Origin of the sequence: Brevibacillus sp. SYP-B805 (genome assembly GCF_011059135.1) — a bacterium.
Taxonomy (GTDB): domain Bacteria; phylum Bacillota; class Bacilli; order Brevibacillales; family Brevibacillaceae; genus Brevibacillus_F.
In genome coordinates, this window is sequence record NZ_JAALGD010000006.1 from 38,059 (window position 1) to 56,415 (window position 18,357).

Consider the following 18,357-nt stretch of genomic DNA (forward strand, 5'->3'; position numbering starts at 1 on the left):
ATGCCAGCACCAGCGGTCTCTTGGTATAAAACGGATAACGTAACGGCACTCCCGAAATGGGAAATCGGGACGATTGATGCAGGTTCTACCTCTCCCGCATTGGGAGTTCTCATTTGGAATAACCGTGGAGGTACGTCAGATCTCTCTACAATGACCAACTGTACGATTACCACAAAGGATAGCGCAGGGGGCGACACGGGAGAGCTTGTTACCAACACCTGGATTGAGGTACGCGTAGATAGTATGGGTGAGACAGGTTTTACCAAAATCGGCGGATCGGTCACGAAAGCCATTCAAGCAGGTGGTAACACGGTCAATGCGACAGGTACTTACTCTCCTAACACAAAGGAGATTCTGGGCGTGGCTAATGACGGTTCAATCGCAAATTCTAAAGGTAACTTTGCACAAGTTACATTACAGGCAAACGTACCTGCTACGGCAACGGCAGGTAACGTAAACTTCCTGACCCGCGTTGCTTATCAGTACGTTTAATAAACCTAATCCAATACAATGGAGGGACTATCATGTTTTCACAAACTAACGGCTATTCTCCTGTTGCTCAAGATTTCATTTGGTTGGGTGAGTACGTAGACGGTACTCACCTGGCCGAATTTGACTTCGTGACGAAAGAGGAAAATAGCTTCTATTCTTTACAGAAAGATAAGTTGATTCGGTTTGGTTTGATCGGTCACGGTCATAAAATGTTCTATGAAGCTGACGGAAGATTCAATATTTCCGGACGAGTAGTCGATTTCATTTACTCGACGTCAGAGAATGACTTCTTCTTAACAAGCGGTTTTTCTACTTTTAGCCGGGATCCGATTACTTACAAAGATGCTGTCGCCAGACTTGCGAGCTTCCATGACCCTCATACCCAGGGCGGGTTTGCAGGAAACGGGTCAATTACTCAGTTCACTTTCGGTTACAAGTCTGTGTTAGAGGTTCATGGCGTTAAGTTTAACTTTAAGGTCTTGTGTCACATTCCGTTTAATTCCCCAGCTTATATGAACCTGAGACTGGTAGCTGACACCAAGCTCAACGGAAAATTTCAAATTCGGGTCAATGGACTGGTTGTTAGTGAGTTTCACGCTCCGTTGGAACCGAACGTGGGAGGTGAGTTGAATTGGCTAATTCAGTAGTCCGTAACTATACGATTGAAATTGACGTCGAGAACAACAAGTCCATTTTTACTTTGTACCCGTATCCAGTTGAAGTGTTAACGCCCAATGGGTGGTTGAACATCGAGGAAGAGTTCAAGTCAATTATGGCGAAGGCGAACGACCCGACATACCAACTTACGCCAGAAGAAGAAAGGCTCTACATGGAGTACAGAGATCTGGCTGACCATTTCTACGAACACAAAATCGCTTCCAGAATCATCTTCGATACGGCTGACCCAAGCGGAATTGAGGTTGTGAGCAGGGACAGGGTTAAACACGTGCTGGAAGCTGAGCAACGTGCAGAGATTCCTTTTGTTCGTGAGTTCGCATATGTACGCGGTGCTTCAAACATCAGTGGGATCATCGAACTCCCTTACGACGACTACTCTGATGTTTATGTGGTAAGCGATGCGGACGAAGATAGTGTCGCGGAGCTTACTTTTATTAAAACAAAAGAGGAGACAGGCGGTGTCAGACCATACTACGAGAAGCGGGACGGAAAGACTTATATCTACGTGGACCACTTCTCCGGTGGTGGGGGAACGCAAGCAGACCCTTACATTGTGTCCAACGAGGCTGACCTGAATAACGTCAGAAACAATCTCGGTGCCTGGTACAGACAAGACAGGGACATCGTTATGGGTAGCTTTCAGACAGGTGCAGGTTTTAGTCCTATTGGAACTCCTAGTGCGGCGTTCACAGGACTCTATGATGGCGATGGCTACTATATTAAGAGCCTTTTTATAAATGCCGATCAGGATTACACTGGGTTATTTGGATACTCAGTAGGTGGTACTATCCGTAACCTCCGACTCATTGACCCTAACGTGACTAACAAAAAAGCGTTCACTGGTGCTTTTTTAGGTGGCGGCTACAACTCGAAGCTGTACAACTGCAACGTGATTGGCGGTGTTGTGACAGGGCAGGGAGGAACGGTGGGTGGTCTTGTAGGTTACATCTACGGTGACACCCGATATGGCGGCGGCGTAGCGTATGGTCAGTTTTGTGCTATCCAATATTGTTACAACTTGAACTGTAACGTCAGAACTGCGGGAAATATCGCGGGGGGTATTGCAGGAAAAACTACCACCTTCTACTACTCTGGTGTTTACATGGACTTTTTGTACTCTACAGGGTTAATTGAGGACATTACTGTTGCTAAGGATAGGACTGGTCTGAACGGTCTTATCGGGGACAGTACAGGTTGGTCAGTGAACAACTCGTATTGGGACATGGAGAAATCCAAGATGTACGCTAATTCGGGCGGCGGTACTGGATTATCGACCGCAGATATGAAGAATCCCGCCTCGTATGCAAACTGGAACTTCAAAGTTTACTGGTACATGAACGGTGACGAGTACAATGAAGGCTACCCAGAGCATAGGCAGTTCGTTCGTTACAGAAATGGTAAAGGAACATTAGCAGAGCCTTTCATCATTAACTCCGAACGTGATGTAGAGCAGATGCGTTGGTGGAGACATGGCTATTATTTCAAGTTTGAAGATGATGTAAAAATGGTCAACAATCAGACAGGTAACGGCTTTTACCCTCTGGGATTCGACCTAGTGGGTAAGGAGCAGTACTTCAAGGCGTATGTAGACGGTAATGGGAGATGTGTAGCTAACCTGTTTATCTACAGGACAACTTCTGATTACGTTGGTTTGTTCGGGTTCATCTACGGCGGGTGGATTAAGAACTTAGACATCATTGATGCGAACATCACTGGTGCGGGCTTTCCTTCACCCTTCGGTATTGTGCAAAACGCCACCATTACTAACTGCCATACTGACTCCTTTAATGGAAGTAAAATTACAGGCAGGTATGTGGGAGGGTTTGTATCAAGGGCTGTATCTGGTGCTGTAATTGAGGATTGTTCATCAAATGTCACCGTATCCAGTACCGACTATGCGGGGTGCTTCGTACACGGTGTTGGAGGAAACGCTATCATCCGTAGGTGCTATGCGTCAGGAAAAGGTGAGAATACGGGCGGAAAATTGGCAGGTTTCTTCGGATACGCAGAATCCAGTCTTACAGCCTTGATCGAGGATTGTTTTACTAATGCCGAACTTAATGGAACAGAGGTTGGGTTGTTTGGCGGTTACGTAGACAGGTACAACCAAAACTTCATTGTCAGACGGTGCGTAGCGTATGGTAAAGGGTATGCTTCCAGTGGTCTGAATGGTTTCTTACACGGAAAGACCTCATTCGAAACTCCAACCGCATGGGCTGAAAACTATTTTGATAGGACCATAAACCCAACTGCAAACGGTAGTTTCGGGGCAGTCGGAAAGACAACAGCAGAGATGAAACACGCCTCGACATATCAAGCTTCCGCAGGGTGGGATTTCACGAATGTGTGGACACTCGATGCGAAGTACAACAGTGGCTACCCTGTTCTCGCCAAATTACGTCCGCTCGACCCTCCGATCCTTGGGTTCAGGAATGAGTTCGGGAAGTACTATACGGACAACACGGGTCAAATCCTTCGCTACCTTGACTTCGGCACCTTGGTTGCGAGCCAGACTTCCCTTCCGAAAGCTGTCTGGTTGCAGAACAATGCCGACTTCCCTGTAAATAACATGAAGGTCTGGGTTGATCCTGCTACTGTGGCGGCAGGGATGACGGTAGAACTGAGCATCTCTGAGACCCCGTTTATCGGGTCGAATGAAATCACGTTTAGCGGTACTTACTCGAGAGGGTCCTCCGCTAAATTCTTCGTGAGAATAAGTTCTGACATATCCGTTAAAACAGGTGGCACATTCGACTTACGTGCGAAAGCTAGTCCTGTATAACGGCGTTCCAATACAATGGAATAGGGCGTGATCACAATGTTTGTAACGAAAGGGCTAGTCCTTTCCCTTCACGCCGCCCTAGCCGATAAAGGTCTCGTAAAAGGTACTAACGAAGCCCCTACGGTAAAGTGGTACGACCTAAGCAAAAAAGGCAATCACGGCATACTTTACGGTTTCGATTATGTCCCAGAAAGCGGGTGGGTCGGCAACAACTCTCAGACCGACCCATACTCTCTTTACTTTGACGGGACTAATGACTATGTGGACTGCGGTAGTGCTGATTCTTTGAAGCCTACCGCAAGTGTCACATTTGAGGCTTGGTTCTACTATGTCGGAGGGTACGTGGTCCTTACCTCTGGCGGGCATCTACCGAATAACCAAGGTGTAGCTATCGCATTCAATGACGCAGGGGAACTCGAAATCCATGTAAAAACCGCAACGAGGGAAGCGAAATTTAATTTCGGGGTCCTGAGCAGAACTACGTGGTATCATATTGCAGGTTCGTATGATGATACCACCGGTTACTTGAGTGCGTACTTAAACGGTGCTCCCCAAGGCAGGGTATTGGCAACGTCAGGGACGTTCTCCGCGCCGCCTACAAACCTTATTATCGGGAAAAACAGCACGGATGACACGAAATGGTTCCGTGGTGCTGTTCCAGTAGTAAGGTTGTACGATAGGGCATTGTCAATGGATGAGGTTGGAGAGAACTATCTGGCAGGGTATGTACTGTACAGGGACGTATCTAATCTCCCGTCTCGCATTACTGTGCCTGAACGAAAGGACCTCAGCAGTTCACTCAAAGTCGGCATTGGTGGGTACGCGAAGGGGAGCTATCGAATTATTCCCAGTGGTGTCTCTGACATCACATCATATATTCTTGTCAAGAAAACATCCGACATCCCAGGCAGCGCGTATGTAAATCCGAACACAAGTTTACGTGCGCGTTACCGCACCATACCTTCGGAAAGTAGCGACCTCGAAAGCTCTATCAGTGTTACTCGTACAAATGATATTTCGGGCAGTGTATCTGTAAATCCGCACACGAATGTAACTGCTGCATACAGAATCGAGACGCTGTACGCAGATGACATAGAGTCGTCACTGGCTGTTATTCAGGGTGGGTCTTTACCTGCGCGACTGGCGATTCCGCTTAGTAGCAGGCTGATAGCCAAGTATAAAGTTCAACCGTTGTCAGTCTGTGACTTAACATCGTCTATTGAGGTTAAAGGTTCTGGTAACTTACCTGGTAACATCAAGGTAAATATTACAGGTAATTTGGTTGCTAAATACAGGCTAAATGGGATTGAGGTTGCTGACTTACCGTCTAGCCTTGGAATTGCTTCCGTTTCGCAGTTACCGTCTACGGTTGGCGTCAACTCCCATGCAAGACTAAGGGCCAAGTACGGCATGATAACGGGAGGGTCAAGTGACCTATCATCATCGTTGCAGATTACGAGCACCTCTAACCTGCCGAGTAACATTAAAGTCTCTACACGTAACAGGTTGGTAGGTAGATACTCGGTAGTATTGGGCGGTACGGCGAACCTTGAGTCGGAATTGAGGGTTACGGCTACAGCCAACCTTGATTCAAGCCTGTCGATCCCGTCTTACGCCAAGGTTACTGCGCGTTACAACATTCTGGGTATCTACGTCGGCGATTTGCCGTCCAGTTTCACCATTAGAGAAGTAAGCGATCTCCCGTCACTCGTCAGGGTTTCGCCGTACAACAGTATGACGGTTAAGTACGATGTCATTGAGCCGCCTGTTTACGGTGTGACTCTCTACCCGAATAAGGACGCATTTGTTCGCGAAGCTGTACCGAGACTTAACTATGGTATCGAAGAACAGATGTATGCGGGATACAGCGGATCAGAGCGGTTCAGGTCATTTGTAGGATTCGATTTGGATTCGGCCTCCATCCCTAAGACAAACACTACCATCAAGAAGGCCGAGTTGAAGCTCTATTTTGACGGTTTGAATGAACCGACCAAGAGTGTCCAAGTCATTGAGCCTACACAGGACTGGACAGAATACGGAATCACATGGCAGAACCAACCGTTTCCATTTGGTTTCGATTCACCTACGTCTGTTTATGACGGAATAAACATCGTTATGGATGTGGGCGGAAATTCAAGATACATCGCTATTGATGTAACGGAAGCAATCAGGAAGTGGCACGAAGGGATAAAACCTAACTTCGGGTTCATCATGAAAGCGTTGGATGAATCCGAGAACTCTGTCGTACACTTCTTGACCAAGGAGCAGAAGTCGTTCAGACCGATGCTTGAAATCACCTACTACGACACTCATATTTACAGTTTCGGTAGGGACAGCATCTTGTCTGAGATTACTGCTAGGCAAAGCAAGGTAGCCGACCTGCCATCACATTTCTATGTGCGCTCGTTCCAGGGTAGTGCTGAATTAGCGGGTAACATTTTTGCCAATAACCCGCGTGACCTGTTCTCTTACATGACAGCGAACAGGGCAAGCACGGTTTCCGAGATGAGTGTCAGAAGAACCGCTTACAGCGACTTGGATGGTAGTATCACTGCTTCCAAGAAAGATGCATCGTGGCTTGCAGGTAGTATCCTTGTAAACAAGCAGATTATGCCATCTAATCTGTATGTGCTGTACAGGAGAGACTTATTCTCGCATGTTGCGGTCAGACGTTGGAGTAAGCCGTTCCCTGAACTCCCGACCAGTATTACTGTTAACAGGGCTGATACTGTTGGTGAGATTGGGGTAAGGGTGGAGGCATTCACGGATTGGGAGTCTGACGTTGTAATCAGCAGAGGCTTCATGGAAGGAAGCCTGTCTGTACTGGAGAAGTCCAATTTAGACGGTGAACTGTCTGTACGGTCCTGGCAAGAGAATAACCTCCCCGTAGAAGGTTTTGTAAGGTATCATGATAGCCTTCCGGGTAGCGTTGTCATTCATAAAGATTACCTTCCAGGCTGCATGGAAGTCGTCTACATTTCGGAGATGCCTTCCACGATTGCCGTCAGGGTGTGGGGAGAATCGGCACTCGACTCTGGGTTCGAGGTTCAGAGCAGAGACAACTTGCCTTCCAGCGTGTACATTCCGCCTAAGAAGGACATCCCGTCTAGCATTACGGTGCTGTCCCAGTATTGGGCAGGTCATATAACTGTTCCATTCCATAAGAACAGTGAAATACGCTCCTACCTTAGTGTGAGGGTAAAAGCCGCAGCCGACCTGGAATCCGAAAATGGGGTGAGGTCAGGTTGGTTAGGTTCTCACCTTGCGATCAGAGTAAATAAGTGGAAAGAGACTCCATCCCATATCGTGGTAAGAGTGCGGGACGACGATGACTTGAGCGGTAGCTTTACAGTCAGAGCTTGGGACAAGGCTGACTTATACGGTAACATCCAGGCCCGGAAGTATCGAGAATCCGACCTGTACATGAGCTGTAAGGTCAGAAGAACCGAATACTCCGAGATTGACGGTAGTTTTACGGTTAGGCAGTTTGGGGAGTCCTGCTTATTCTCCACTATCTCTGTCAGGGTTTGGGAGAAAGCTGACCTCCCTTCGGTGCTCGACATTCGGAGATGGGACCGAGCACAGCTACCTGCTACGCTCGATATTAAAGAGCATGGTAACCTTGATGGTCATATCGCAGTACGGCGAGATTCCAGTTTCAAGCTTCCTTCGTACATCGAAATTTGGAGAAGGTCATTCCTAGATTCCAGTATTACGGTAAGGAGAACGGAGACATCAGATCTGAGCGGCAACACGTTTGTAAGGTCAGTCAGCCAGTTACCGTCCTCTATATCCGTATACCAGCACAGCAACCTCGACGGGGATATCTCGGTTCGCAGAAATGAAAGCAGCGCCCTTCCAGGTTGCATAGATGTATGGATAACGCGAATGTTGGATGGTCATATTGAGGTAAGGAGAAATGGGGAATCGAATCTTGACGGTCACACGTTTGTAAGGTCAGTGAGCCAGATGGAGTGTAACATTGAGGTTCTCACGGATTACCCATACGCTTACATTTTGTAAAGGACCCACCTACAAGGCGGGTCCTTTTGGTTCCACTTTCAGAAAGTTTAATTTCGCTAACGCGATAAAGGATGAAAGTATAAGAAAAACTTCGGCTTTCGCCATGAAGACTTGGCGATAAGTCGAGTTTTTCTAATTTTCAAATGACATGCGCCTCTCATTGGATTCTCGTGAAATCACTTCGTATAAGGTACGTGAAAGGTAAGAAGGGGTGAAGTTATGGAAGAGAGTATTGGGGTGACGGATCGTTCATGTGACGAATGGTTCCGTGATGTGAACCTTTCTGCACAGACCCCGACAATGCTAGTTGCCCGGGTAGGTCGTGAGTATGCTGGGGAGGCGCAGAAAGACCGGGGGGGCAGCTCCTGACCAGCACCTGGTATCCGTGAGGAAATCTCCGAAGGAAGAAATGGTCTAATAAGGAGGATAAGCATGGAGATAAAGCTGACGGCGAAATTCTGCTACAAAAGCAGCAAGGAATCAGTGAGCCTTTCGTGGGTTGAAAAGAACCCGAAGATTATTCAGAAGAAGAAAGATAGTGATGAGGTTCTTCGGGAGATTACGCTGACTGTAGAAGGTGTAAAGCAAGAGTACCGAAAGCTCCTGGTCAACTATAAGAACGAAGGGAAAGCCTTTTCCGTTCAGGACGTAAACGGAAAAATTCACCTCATCGATATGACGGAAGTAAAGTACATTGAGCTGGATGCTGCCGAGATTGAGGGAGGAAAAGAGGCGGTCACCGCTGAGGTACATAATGCACCCGACGATACACAATTCAGCCCCCAATCGAGTGGAACCAATATGAAGAAGAAAAACGGTATTGTGGAAGCTCTGGGGGTAAAACCCAAGAGGCATACGCTTAATTAAGGGGGCGTACAACATGACGTATCGGTTGACGTATTCGTTTGATAAGGAGGAAGTAATTTCCGAGATTCTTACCTGTGAGTCTGAATCCATTCTCGGGGCCTACGAACACGCTATCCAGTATTTGGAGAAGCAGTACGGTCCAGCGAAGATCTTAACAATGATAGGGTTAAGCATACTTCTGTTGGATTTTGTTGGTAAAAAAATGGTGAATTAAACCAAAAGATAGTGGAACATATGTTCGCATTTTGGTAAAATGGGGGTACTCTATGGTCGTACAGTTTCATGATTAAGGGGTTGACTACCCTAATGCTGTTGAGCGCGCAAAAGCATTACCAATTCTCGCCGTCCTCCAATTAACATCGAGGGCATACCAGACGAAAGGGGAAAAGACCATAAGCGAACATTACCTGATGAACTGGCAGGGAAGTACACCAGGAAACGTCACACTTATACGTCGGAGCGGGGTTTCTCAGAACCGGCCTTTCGAAAGGATGAAGCGGGGTTTGATGAAGAAATCCGAGCCGTGACGTTCCCTGTTCGGACATCGGACGGTAGCTTAAGGTTCATTAATAAGAGACCATAAAGGCTTTCTCAATGAGATGAATATTGATAAGAAAGAGATTGTATATGGCCTATACTATGTAAGGATTAAAAACGGTAACTCTATTCTTCGATAATGACAAAGACGGCGTTGAGTGTACTCTGAAATCGGACAATCTGATTTCTTCACTCTCAGCGATAAAGATGAATGCAGCAATTCATCATACGGTCATTTTTTTCGAGGGGGGACGGTAAATGGGTACAAGTGTAAATGCAGGTTTCGATGAGCTATATGCGATGGATGAAGTTGAAGAGATACTGGCAAAGGTTAAAAAGAAGTGTGAAATAAAGTTAAAAGGAAAACGGTTCGCGGGAATGGAGCACGAAGATGTTGTCCAAGAAGTCCTTTTCAAAACCTATAAAGTGTTGGATAAGTACGACAGCAGTATTGCAAAGATCAATACTTTCTTAAACTCCGTCATCGACAACATGATTAAGGACTGCTACAAGTCCACTATGTCCGGTAAGAACCTTGCTGTTGTAAACGCAATCGACATCGCAGGTTTGATAAAGGCTGAAGTTAAGGAAGAAGGGGTTTGCTACCATGTTGGCGTCGAAGATAGGGGTTTTGAAAATTGTGAAGTTTTGATGGACATTATGGAAAACATGGGTCTTAATGACCGTGAACGACAAGTATTTAAACTTCGTTCCGCAGGGTATGAGTACCAGGAAATTGCGAAGATGGTGGGCGTAAGTAAATCAAGGGTCCAACAGATTTGGAAGAGTATCGTCGTTAAATACGAAACCCTTTAATATAGATCCGGTAAAAGAAGAGCCACCATGATCCGACGAACTTTGCCTGCACACTGGAATCCCGCTGAGAAAGCGGGAATTTTTTATTGGATTCACGTTCATTCGCTTCGTATAGGGCAGATAGGAGGGGGAGAAGGATAGGGCAAACAACTCCGAACTGCCGGCCATTACAACATGGTTTGGACGGAGCAAGACCTCAATGTGACATACCGCCTTGCTATCCACAGAATGAAGAGGGGGTAAATTTCATTGGATACAAAGATTGCGCGCAAGTGGTTATGCAACTGGGAGTCGGTTCCGAAAGGCATGAACCTTCAGGACTGCCTCTCCATTATCCAAAACTACCTAATGGCTAGCGATATGGAAGTCCGGATACTTAAGCAAACTTCCCTCAAGACGGGGGAGGAAAAATTCTTCGTCTCCATTAGATCAGAGATGGGGTTGGTACGGCAAGAGACTGAGGTTGAAATTGCAGAAGGAACTTTCGAGTGGTTATATGCCATAACAGGAACCAACGCTCTGCTGAAAGACCGTTTTGTGATTCAAGAAGAAACTGTCGGAGAGTTCAATGTTGATATGTATTACGACCAAAAATTGAACATCATCGGGAAGGAGTTCCCTGACGCAGAGACGGCGAAGCAGTTTATCCCTCCTGCGTGGTTTGGAGAAGAGGTTACAGACAACTCAAAGTTTAAGGCTCAGAGCCTTTGGAAAGAGTTGAACGGAGTTGAGTTCTAGTGCTTGCACGGACAGTTCGATAGTTGGTTCTGTCAATAAGAGAAAAAAGGGGTAGAGCAAATTGCTTAAACTGTTCCTTTCCGATAAGGCTGTGAAGAAGTCTGTTGATGAGGTTGGTCCTGATGTTGTCGAGTTCTTTCTGGACACAGCTATGGACGAAGCCGGCTGTTTCAAGACTTTCTACTCTCCCAACCTGGGCGGGCGGTTGTTCTATGTGGAAAAGATGCCCCGTGTAAACCCAATGCTTCGCATCAAGTTTGAGGTTTTGGAAGAGTTATCAGATGGTTCCGATGAAAATGAAAATGCAGATGAGTAATTGGATTCTAGCTCCGTCACCTCGTATAAGGCAGGTGACGGAGCTTTCAATTTATCAGCGAGGTGATAGCGGTGGCGAGAAATCCTGTGAACTTGTTGAACGCGAAGTCACCCTCTGTGGGTGACACTTTTGGTCTGAACTGGATTGGATGAAAAGTACTTCGTATAAGGCAAATGAGGAGGTGAGCACGCCATGCAAATGCTGAGAGAAACATCGCAAAAAAGGCTTGCTAAGGAGTTTGTGCCAAGTCATAACCCAGGGGTGGACTCTTGATGCAACAATTCGATGATATTCAGAAGCACCTGGAGAAAAAAAGCCGCAACCTTGCTAAGTACGAGGAAATGACCAAGAAAATCCCCTTGCCTTACAAGCGTTTCGATAAAGAAATCCCCGCTCTATTTAGGAAGGATGTGCGTAACGCAGGGTTTGACTTGTTTGCTCGCATCCCAATGCCGATGACAGTAGAGCCAGGACAGGCAGTTTTCATCCCGCTCAATGTGGCGACCGAAATCCCTCCCTTTGCAGTGGGGCTGCTTTTCCAACGCTCATCCACATTTAGCAAGTGGAAGGTCATGCTGACCAATAGTGTTGGGGTGATCGATTCACTGTTCTGCGGTGATCACGATGAGTGGGGGGCCGAGTTTATCAACGTCACGCAGGAAACCGCCGTCATCAATCCGGGTGATAAGGTTTGCCAAGCAGTGTTTCTTCCGCTCCTGCCAGTCAATCCAGTGGAGGTAGACGAATTGGGTAACGCTGACCGTGGTTGATACGGATTATAAAGCGGTTTGAAGAGTTGACCCTTCTTCTCAAACCGACATCGAAAGGACTGGCTGCATGGATACCCGAACGAGAGCATTGATTTTAGCACTTGTCGCTACGGCAGGTATCTATGTAGGACTCCGTTTACAAGAGACAGGGCAAGGGGTAGGGAAAAGGGAGGAAAGCAATACGGTTCAACAGGCGCAAGAGCAAGAAGATTCGGGCAAGTTATTGGAACTTAAGCCCGAAGTCCAAGCCTTGTCAGCCCCTTCGGAACCTCCTCAAGAGTCTCCCAATAAAGACAAAATCATTGTCGATGTGATGATGGAGTTAGCCGCTCCTCATAAAGCATTAAGCCGTGAATCCGCAGAAACTTACTACAGATTGGTGAAAAAATCTGCGGAGGAGAAAGGATTTGACGACCCAATGTGGTTGTTAGCCATGATTTTTCAGGAATCCAAATTCGATGCCGATGTTGTATCGAGTCACGGTGCGGTGGGGCTTATGCAAATCTTGCCCAAGACTGCAAAGGGTGAGTTTGGAGTCGGTCGGAGCGAGTTATTCAAACCCGAAGTAAATGTCCCGCTTGGGGTTACATATCTCGCGAAATTACGAGACCACTACAACGGAGACCTACAATTAGCAATAACAGCCTATAATCAAGGCTTAGGTAATGTTGACAAGGGAATGTACAGCAAGCGTTACCTAGAAGCTGTTCGCAAGCACTACGACATCATGACCCGGAAAATCGACGAACGAATTGGCTCAAAGCGTTAGGTATATCGCAAAACCTACAATCGATCGTTATGAGTCACTGCCTGCAGTCGAGGGAGGTTTCTGTCATGAATACGGTTTTCAAACGTGACCTGAGGGACGAGTACGCTGAAAAGCGAGGAATTACAAAAGTTGAGGCGGAACGCCGGATTGACGATGTTTTTGAACTGATTGCTTCTCATCTGGAAAATGGGCAGAACGTCAAGCTTGCAAACTTCTTCAACTACTTCGTCAAGGAGCGTGCGGCGAAGAACGCGAAAAATCCGCACACGGGTGAGCCGTTGATGATTGAAGCTACCCGTACGGTGGTAGTTAAGATGACAAAAACGATGAAACAGCGGATTCAAGGCAAGTAAAAATACTGCCTAAACCCAAGGGACAGGGGTTTCTGAATTTATTGGAGGCTGCCTGTCCTTTTTACGTTTACGAAAAGGGGGCGGTTTGGTGGAGAACAAGTTTCCAGAATATATACAGCGCAATCTGTCCAAGAATAAGGATTACTATTCATTGGATATAATGGACAATATCATGCGCTGTAAGCAAGACGACGACTACCTTGGTGAAGTGCTGATCGTTAATGAGAACCTCATCTGGCACTCGGTCCATAAATACATCGGGAAACCCGAAGTCATCATTAAGAACAACTGTATCGATAAGGATGACATCTTACAACTTGGCAGATTTGGTTTTATCAAGAGCATCAAAGCGTTCGATGTATCGAGAGGTGTAAAATTCTCCTCCTTCGCAGTGACGGCTATTGTTCGGGAAATCCGCTGTTTCCTACGTGACTCAGCGAGCATTATCCGTCTGACACGAACCGCAAATGAGTTAATCAATAAGATTAACCGCATAGAGCAAGAACTGGGGTATTTACCGCCAATCAGCGATTTGGCGGAACTCCTGAACGAGGACAAAGAAAAGATTACCCGCGCCATTCAGATTGGACAAAGTGTGAAATATCTGGATGAGCCGATAAAAGCGAAGGATCCCCATAGCAGTCAGATGACATTGTTTGATCTTATTGATGACAGTGAGGGGGTGGAACAGGAAGTTATTGACAGAGTGTACGTGGAGTCGCTTTTAAGCAAGGTGCGCCATGCCCTATCGGAAAAAGAGCTTCGCGTTTTGCGGCACAGAATCGACGGTTTAAACCAATCCCAAACAGCCGTCAAGGAGAACATTTCGCAGATGAGCGTGAGCAGGATTATGAAAAAGGTAGCGAAACTTCTCCATGAACAAGTCCATTAATGGACTCAAACCCGTTGATCGGCAGGACGTCACGGGAAGCAGCGCCATGAAATAACCCGAAAACTGGCCGATTCGCGAATGAGCTGGCTGGGGTGATCCTCCAAAAATGTACTACATACTCCTTCGCCAATAGGGGTAATTTAAATAAAGCAGAAAGACCTTTGAGCTGCACATAAAGGAGGAATGCACATGGCAGACCACCCCATCCAGGGATTAATGAAGACGACATTGGAAAATTTAAAACATATGGTTGATGTCAATACAATCATCGGGGAACCCGTAGAAACACCGGACGGCAGCGTCATCCTGCCCGTTTCCCGCGTAGCGTTTGGATTCGCTTCCGGGGGAAGCGAATTTGAGTACAGTCATGGAAATACCGCTGCGATCAGCCATCCTTTCGGCGGGGGGAGCGGGGGAGGGGTTTCCATCACGCCGGTCGCTTTCCTGATCGTCGGTAAACAGGGGATTCGTTCCATCCCGTTGGAAAACTCCACGCATCTGTATGACCGGATCCTCGATTCCGTCCCGCAGGTGGTGGAAAAGGTACAGCAGATGATAGGCAGGAACGATCATGTAAAGGCGGAGATTATCACCGATCCGAGCGAACAGGATCTGGACGAATTGATGGAGCGCAGTTAATCAGCGCCAATAGAGGTTTGGCAGTTGAGGGGGACAGGCTCCGTCTTAATGCAGAATGTAAAGACTGATAAAACGGCGTGTGAAACTGACTTCAGTTTTGACACGCCTTTTTTCTGTTATGACGACAAGCAGCTGCTTGTCAAATGGCTCACCAGTCCGGTTGTCTTGGAATTTTATGAAGGAAGGGACAATCCTCATGACATTGAGAAAGTAACTCAACACTTCTATGACCGCAATGATGAAGTAACCCGCTGCATGGTTGAATTGGATGGACAGGCAATCGGGTATATTCAGTTCTACCCGTTGGATCATCAGACTAAACAGGCCTACGGATATGATGAAAACGAGGTCATTTATGGAACCGACCAATTTATTGGTGAAAGTGCATTGTGGAATCGTGGCATCGGAAAGCTTCTCGTCAGGGCTGTGATAGAGTATTTGATCCATGGCAAAGGGGCAAGCAAGGTGGTGATGGATCCGCAATCCTGGAACGAACGTGCGATTCGCTGCTATGAAAGCTGCGGTTTTAAAAAGGTGAAACTTCTTCCGAAACACGAAATGCATGAGGGGGAATTGAAGGATTGTTGGTTGATCGAGTACAGTCCGTCATAAAAAAACAAAAAACTTGGCGTTTTGCCAAGCCAGTGGGCAGACAAAGTCGGTTGATCATGGGTAATGGTTCCTGCTCGCTCTCTTGACGACCCGCGAGGAAGTGGGCCGTGTCCGCTCCGAAACGCGACGCGGGCAGGGGGCTCAACATCTGGGCGTTTCGGCGAAGTGAGACTCACGCCCCCTGGGACCCCGCGTCTTTGTTTCTCCGCTGCGTCGGTCGTCAAAGGAGCTCGCCTGGCCCCATTCCTCCATGCCCCAAACACAGTTAGTCATCAGTCTGACTTGGCGTTTTGCCAAGCTTTTTTGTGTATCAACCCCTGGATCAGGCGCGCAGATAGCCTTGAGCCGCCAGGTATCGGTAGATCTGCTCCACCGATTCTTCGAGGCTCTGCCGGTCGCTGTGCACCACCAGCTCCGGGGAGACGGGAGGCTCATAGGGAGCGGAGATGCCGGTGAATTCGGGAATCTCTCCCGCCCGCGCCTTCCGGTACAGCCCCTTGGGGTCGCGTTTTTCGCATGTCTCCAGCGCACAGCTGACGTAGATTTCAATAAATTCGCCCGGTTCGACCAGACTGCGCGCCAGTTCCCGATCCGCCTGATAAGGTGAAATAAAAGCGGTCATTACCAGCGTGCCTGCGTCGACAAACAGTTTGGCCACTTCGGCGATGCGGCGGATATTTTCGGTGCGGTCGGCCGGACTGAAGCCGAGATCGCGGTTCAGCCCGTGGCGGATATTGTCCCCGTCCAACAGATAGGTGCGCATCCCTTCCGCGTGCAGGCGCTGTTCGAGCGCATTGGCCAGCGTCGACTTGCCCGCACCGGAGAGGCCGGTAAACCACAGCACCGCGCTTTTATGTCCGTGCAGCCGCTGCCTGTCCGCCTTGCTGACGGTGGCGTTGTGCCAAACGAGATGCAGATTGTTCATGACGTGACCTCCTCGATACGATTACCGGCGGACTTAGCGGGCGACGGAACGGACGCCGCGGATCAGGACCTCCGCCACTTCCGGACGGCTGAATTCCGGCGGCGGCGCGATCCCTTCCGCCAGCATCTGACGCACCTTGGTTCCGGAAAGAACCAGATGGTGCGCGGCATCGTGCGGGCAGGTTTTGGTGGAAGCCATGTTGCCGCACTTCTTGCAGTAGAAGCTGTGCTCGAAAAAGAGCGGAGTAATCCCCAACTCCTCCGGGGCAAACTCGCGGAAGATCAGCTGGGCGTCATATGTGCCGTAATAGTTGCCTACCCCCGCATGATCCCGCCCGACGATAAAGTGGGTGCAGCCGTAGTTCTTGCGCACCATGGCGTGGAATATCGCTTCGCGCGGCCCGGCGTAGCGCATGGCGGCCGGGAAGACGGCCAACTGCACCCGATCCGCCGGATAATATTCCTTCAGAAGCACCTGGTAGCTCTCCATGCGGATGGCGGCGGGAACATCGTCCGCCTTCGTTTCGCCCACGAGCGGGTGAAGCAGCAGGCCGTCCACGATTTCGAGCGCCGCTTTCTGGATATACTCATGGGCGCGGTGGACGGGATTGCGCGTCTGGAAGCCGACGACGCTGTTCCAGCCCCGCTCGGCAAAGAGGCGGCGGGTCTCCGCCGGATCAAACTGATGTTCCGGATATTCCTTGGCGGTTCGCTTGTAGAGGGTAATCGGTCCGGCCAGATAAACGGGACCGCGCTCCCACAATTTGGCGACACCGGGATGGGCCAGGTCGGCGGTGCGATAGACGGCTGTCGCTTCCCGTTCCTTGTTGGGGCGGTAGATCTCCGTCAGTTCCAACAGGCCGTAGGTGACGCCGCGATGCGTCAGCAGCACGCGGTCGCCGGGCTGAAGGGCTTCCGCCTGCGCTTCGCTGACCGGCAGGGTGATGGGAATGCTCCAGACCGTCCCGTCGGCCAGGCGCATGCGCTCCACGACGCTGTCATAATCGGCCTGCCCGAGAAAACCGGTGAGCGGGCTGTAAGCACCGGTGGCGATCAGTTCCAGATCGGACAAGGCGATGGCGTCGATTTCCACATGCTTGTCAAGGGAAGGAGGCTGCTGGTGTTCCGCGATGCGGTTGATCAAGGTGCCTCCGTGCGGGATGCTCAAAGCCATGGATGTTCTCTCCTTTTCAGGGTTCTTGCTGGATCAGAAAGCCTAGATAGAAAGGCGAACGGCCCCCGCCCGGCGAAGCGATCGCTCAAGCCGGGCGGGGAATAAGCGGCTGCTTCAGCCGTTACTTGTGCAGGCCGCACTCCGTTTTGCTCAGGCCGGCCCAGCGGCCCGCCCGTTCGTCTTCTCCCGGCTGCACCGGCCGCGTACAGTGCATACAGCCGATGCTGGGATAGTGCTGATCGTGCAGCGGGTTATAGGGAAGCTGAAAGGTGCGGATGTACATCCAGATCTCGTCCAGCTTCCAGTGGATGAGCGGACATATCTTTACCTTGGCAAAATTGTGGTCCGGATTGACGTACCGCAGATGGGCCCGAGTGGGCGACTGCTCCCGTCTCAGGCCGGAAAACCAAGCCGTTTTGCCTGTGATGGCGCGGCGCAGGGGATCCATCTTGCGGATTTGGCAGCACAGATCGGGATCGCGATCCCAGAGGGCCTCGCCGTGCGCGGCCGCCTGTTCGGCCAATGTCAGCTCCGGCTGCACCATGTCGATGCGCAGGCGGGGATACCGCTCGCGCACGCGGTCAATCAGCGCATAGGTTTCGGGAAAATGAACGTTCGTATCCAGGAAGACGATCGGCGCGTCGGGCTTCACCTGGCTGATCAGATCGAGCAGCACCATCGCTTCGGCGCCGAAGCTGCAGGAATAGACCAGATCGTCTCCGTACTGCTGAAACGCCCAGCGCACGATATCCAGAGCGTCTTTGCCCGCGAGCTCTTCATTAAGCCGGTCGTAATCCTCCGGCGTCAGCTGTTCGTAGGTATACGGATTGGCGGTTTGGGCCATCACATCCCACCTCCTTGATCATGGATGCCTGTGTCTCCCGCCGGATCGGCCGGGCGAGGCCGGTCATTCCCAGCGTCGCGATGAACGCGCTCGTGATGGCGGCTGCGACGCCGGGACTGCGGGCCAGCAGG

18 protein-coding genes are annotated in these 18,357 nt (G+C 49.3%); 15 read left to right on the forward strand and 3 right to left on the reverse strand.

Annotated features, from left to right (window positions below; all coding sequences use genetic code 11):
- The 15 genes from G3578_RS09200 (at position 1) to G3578_RS09265 (ending at position 15,284) form a co-directional block, all read left to right on the forward strand.
- The gene (locus tag G3578_RS09200; protein WP_165211805.1) at positions 1-492 is read left to right on the forward strand and encodes a hypothetical protein; all 492 of its coding nucleotides are present in this window, start codon (positions 1-3) and stop codon (positions 490-492) included.
- A 32-nt stretch (positions 493-524) separates the two neighbouring features.
- Positions 525-1,139: a hypothetical protein gene (locus G3578_RS09205; protein WP_165211807.1), complete on the forward strand. Its 615-nt coding sequence runs from the start codon at positions 525-527 to the stop codon at positions 1,137-1,139.
- Positions 1,124-3,952, forward strand: coding sequence for a filamentous hemagglutinin (locus tag G3578_RS09210; protein WP_165211810.1), 2,829 nt, complete (start codon positions 1,124-1,126; stop codon positions 3,950-3,952). Before G3578_RS09205 ends, G3578_RS09210 begins: the two co-directional genes overlap by 16 nt.
- Positions 3,953-3,988: 36 nt before the next feature.
- Positions 3,989-7,975: a DNRLRE domain-containing protein gene (locus G3578_RS09215; protein WP_165211813.1), complete on the forward strand. Its 3,987-nt coding sequence runs from the start codon at positions 3,989-3,991 to the stop codon at positions 7,973-7,975.
- Positions 7,976-8,407: 432 nt separating this feature from the next.
- Entirely contained in the window at positions 8,408-8,842 is a 435-nt protein-coding gene (locus G3578_RS09220; protein WP_165211816.1) for a hypothetical protein, read from the forward strand.
- A 13-nt stretch (positions 8,843-8,855) separates the two neighbouring features.
- Positions 8,856-9,056 (forward strand): hypothetical protein, encoded by a 201-nt coding sequence (locus G3578_RS20705; protein ID WP_206529596.1) that lies wholly within the window; start codon positions 8,856-8,858, stop codon positions 9,054-9,056.
- A 581-nt stretch (positions 9,057-9,637) separates the two neighbouring features.
- Complete coding sequence (locus tag G3578_RS09225; RefSeq protein WP_165211819.1) at positions 9,638-10,195, forward strand: sigma-70 family RNA polymerase sigma factor; 558 nt, start codon at positions 9,638-9,640, stop codon at positions 10,193-10,195.
- A gap of 249 nt (positions 10,196-10,444) precedes the next feature.
- The gene (locus G3578_RS09230) at positions 10,445-10,933 is read left to right on the forward strand and encodes a CYTH domain-containing protein (RefSeq protein ID WP_165211822.1); all 489 of its coding nucleotides are present in this window, start codon (positions 10,445-10,447) and stop codon (positions 10,931-10,933) included.
- Between the two features lie 61 nt (positions 10,934-10,994).
- Positions 10,995-11,249, forward strand: a complete 255-nt coding sequence (locus tag G3578_RS09235; protein WP_165211825.1) for a hypothetical protein — start codon at positions 10,995-10,997, stop codon at positions 11,247-11,249.
- Positions 11,250-11,521: 272 nt separating this feature from the next.
- Positions 11,522-12,019 carry a dUTP diphosphatase gene (locus G3578_RS09240; RefSeq protein ID WP_165211828.1) on the forward strand — a complete coding sequence of 166 codons (498 nt, stop codon included), beginning with the start codon at positions 11,522-11,524 and terminating at the stop codon, positions 12,017-12,019.
- Positions 12,020-12,086: 67 nt separating this feature from the next.
- Complete coding sequence (locus G3578_RS09245; protein WP_165211831.1) at positions 12,087-12,788, forward strand: lytic transglycosylase domain-containing protein; 702 nt, start codon at positions 12,087-12,089, stop codon at positions 12,786-12,788.
- A 65-nt stretch (positions 12,789-12,853) separates the two neighbouring features.
- Positions 12,854-13,141, forward strand: a complete 288-nt coding sequence (locus G3578_RS09250; RefSeq protein WP_165211834.1) for an HU family DNA-binding protein — start codon at positions 12,854-12,856, stop codon at positions 13,139-13,141.
- 88 nt (positions 13,142-13,229) lie between these two features.
- Positions 13,230-14,033: a sigma-70 family RNA polymerase sigma factor gene (locus tag G3578_RS09255; protein WP_346773984.1), complete on the forward strand. Its 804-nt coding sequence runs from the start codon at positions 13,230-13,232 to the stop codon at positions 14,031-14,033.
- A 189-nt stretch (positions 14,034-14,222) separates the two neighbouring features.
- A complete protein-coding gene (ytfJ, locus tag G3578_RS09260; protein ID WP_165211837.1) occupies positions 14,223-14,672 on the forward strand; it encodes a GerW family sporulation protein in 450 nt (149 codons plus the stop codon).
- A 48-nt stretch (positions 14,673-14,720) separates the two neighbouring features.
- A complete protein-coding gene (locus G3578_RS09265; protein ID WP_165211840.1) occupies positions 14,721-15,284 on the forward strand; it encodes a GNAT family N-acetyltransferase in 564 nt (187 codons plus the stop codon).
- Positions 15,285-15,606: 322 nt separating this feature from the next.
- Here G3578_RS09265 and cysC read toward each other — a convergent pair whose 3' ends face one another.
- The 3 genes from cysC to G3578_RS09280 all read right to left on the reverse strand — a co-directional run bounded on the left by cysC (position 15,607) and on the right by G3578_RS09280 (position 18,226).
- Positions 15,607-16,209, reverse strand: coding sequence for an adenylyl-sulfate kinase (cysC, locus tag G3578_RS09270; protein WP_165211843.1), 603 nt, complete (start codon positions 16,207-16,209; stop codon positions 15,607-15,609).
- A gap of 33 nt (positions 16,210-16,242) precedes the next feature.
- The gene (sat, locus tag G3578_RS09275) at positions 16,243-17,382 is read right to left on the reverse strand and encodes a sulfate adenylyltransferase (RefSeq protein WP_165211846.1); all 1,140 of its coding nucleotides are present in this window, start codon (positions 17,380-17,382) and stop codon (positions 16,243-16,245) included.
- A 121-nt stretch (positions 17,383-17,503) separates the two neighbouring features.
- Positions 17,504-18,226, reverse strand: a complete 723-nt coding sequence (locus G3578_RS09280) for a phosphoadenylyl-sulfate reductase (protein ID WP_165212237.1) — start codon at positions 18,224-18,226, stop codon at positions 17,504-17,506.
- Between the last annotated feature and the right edge of the window lie 131 nt (positions 18,227-18,357).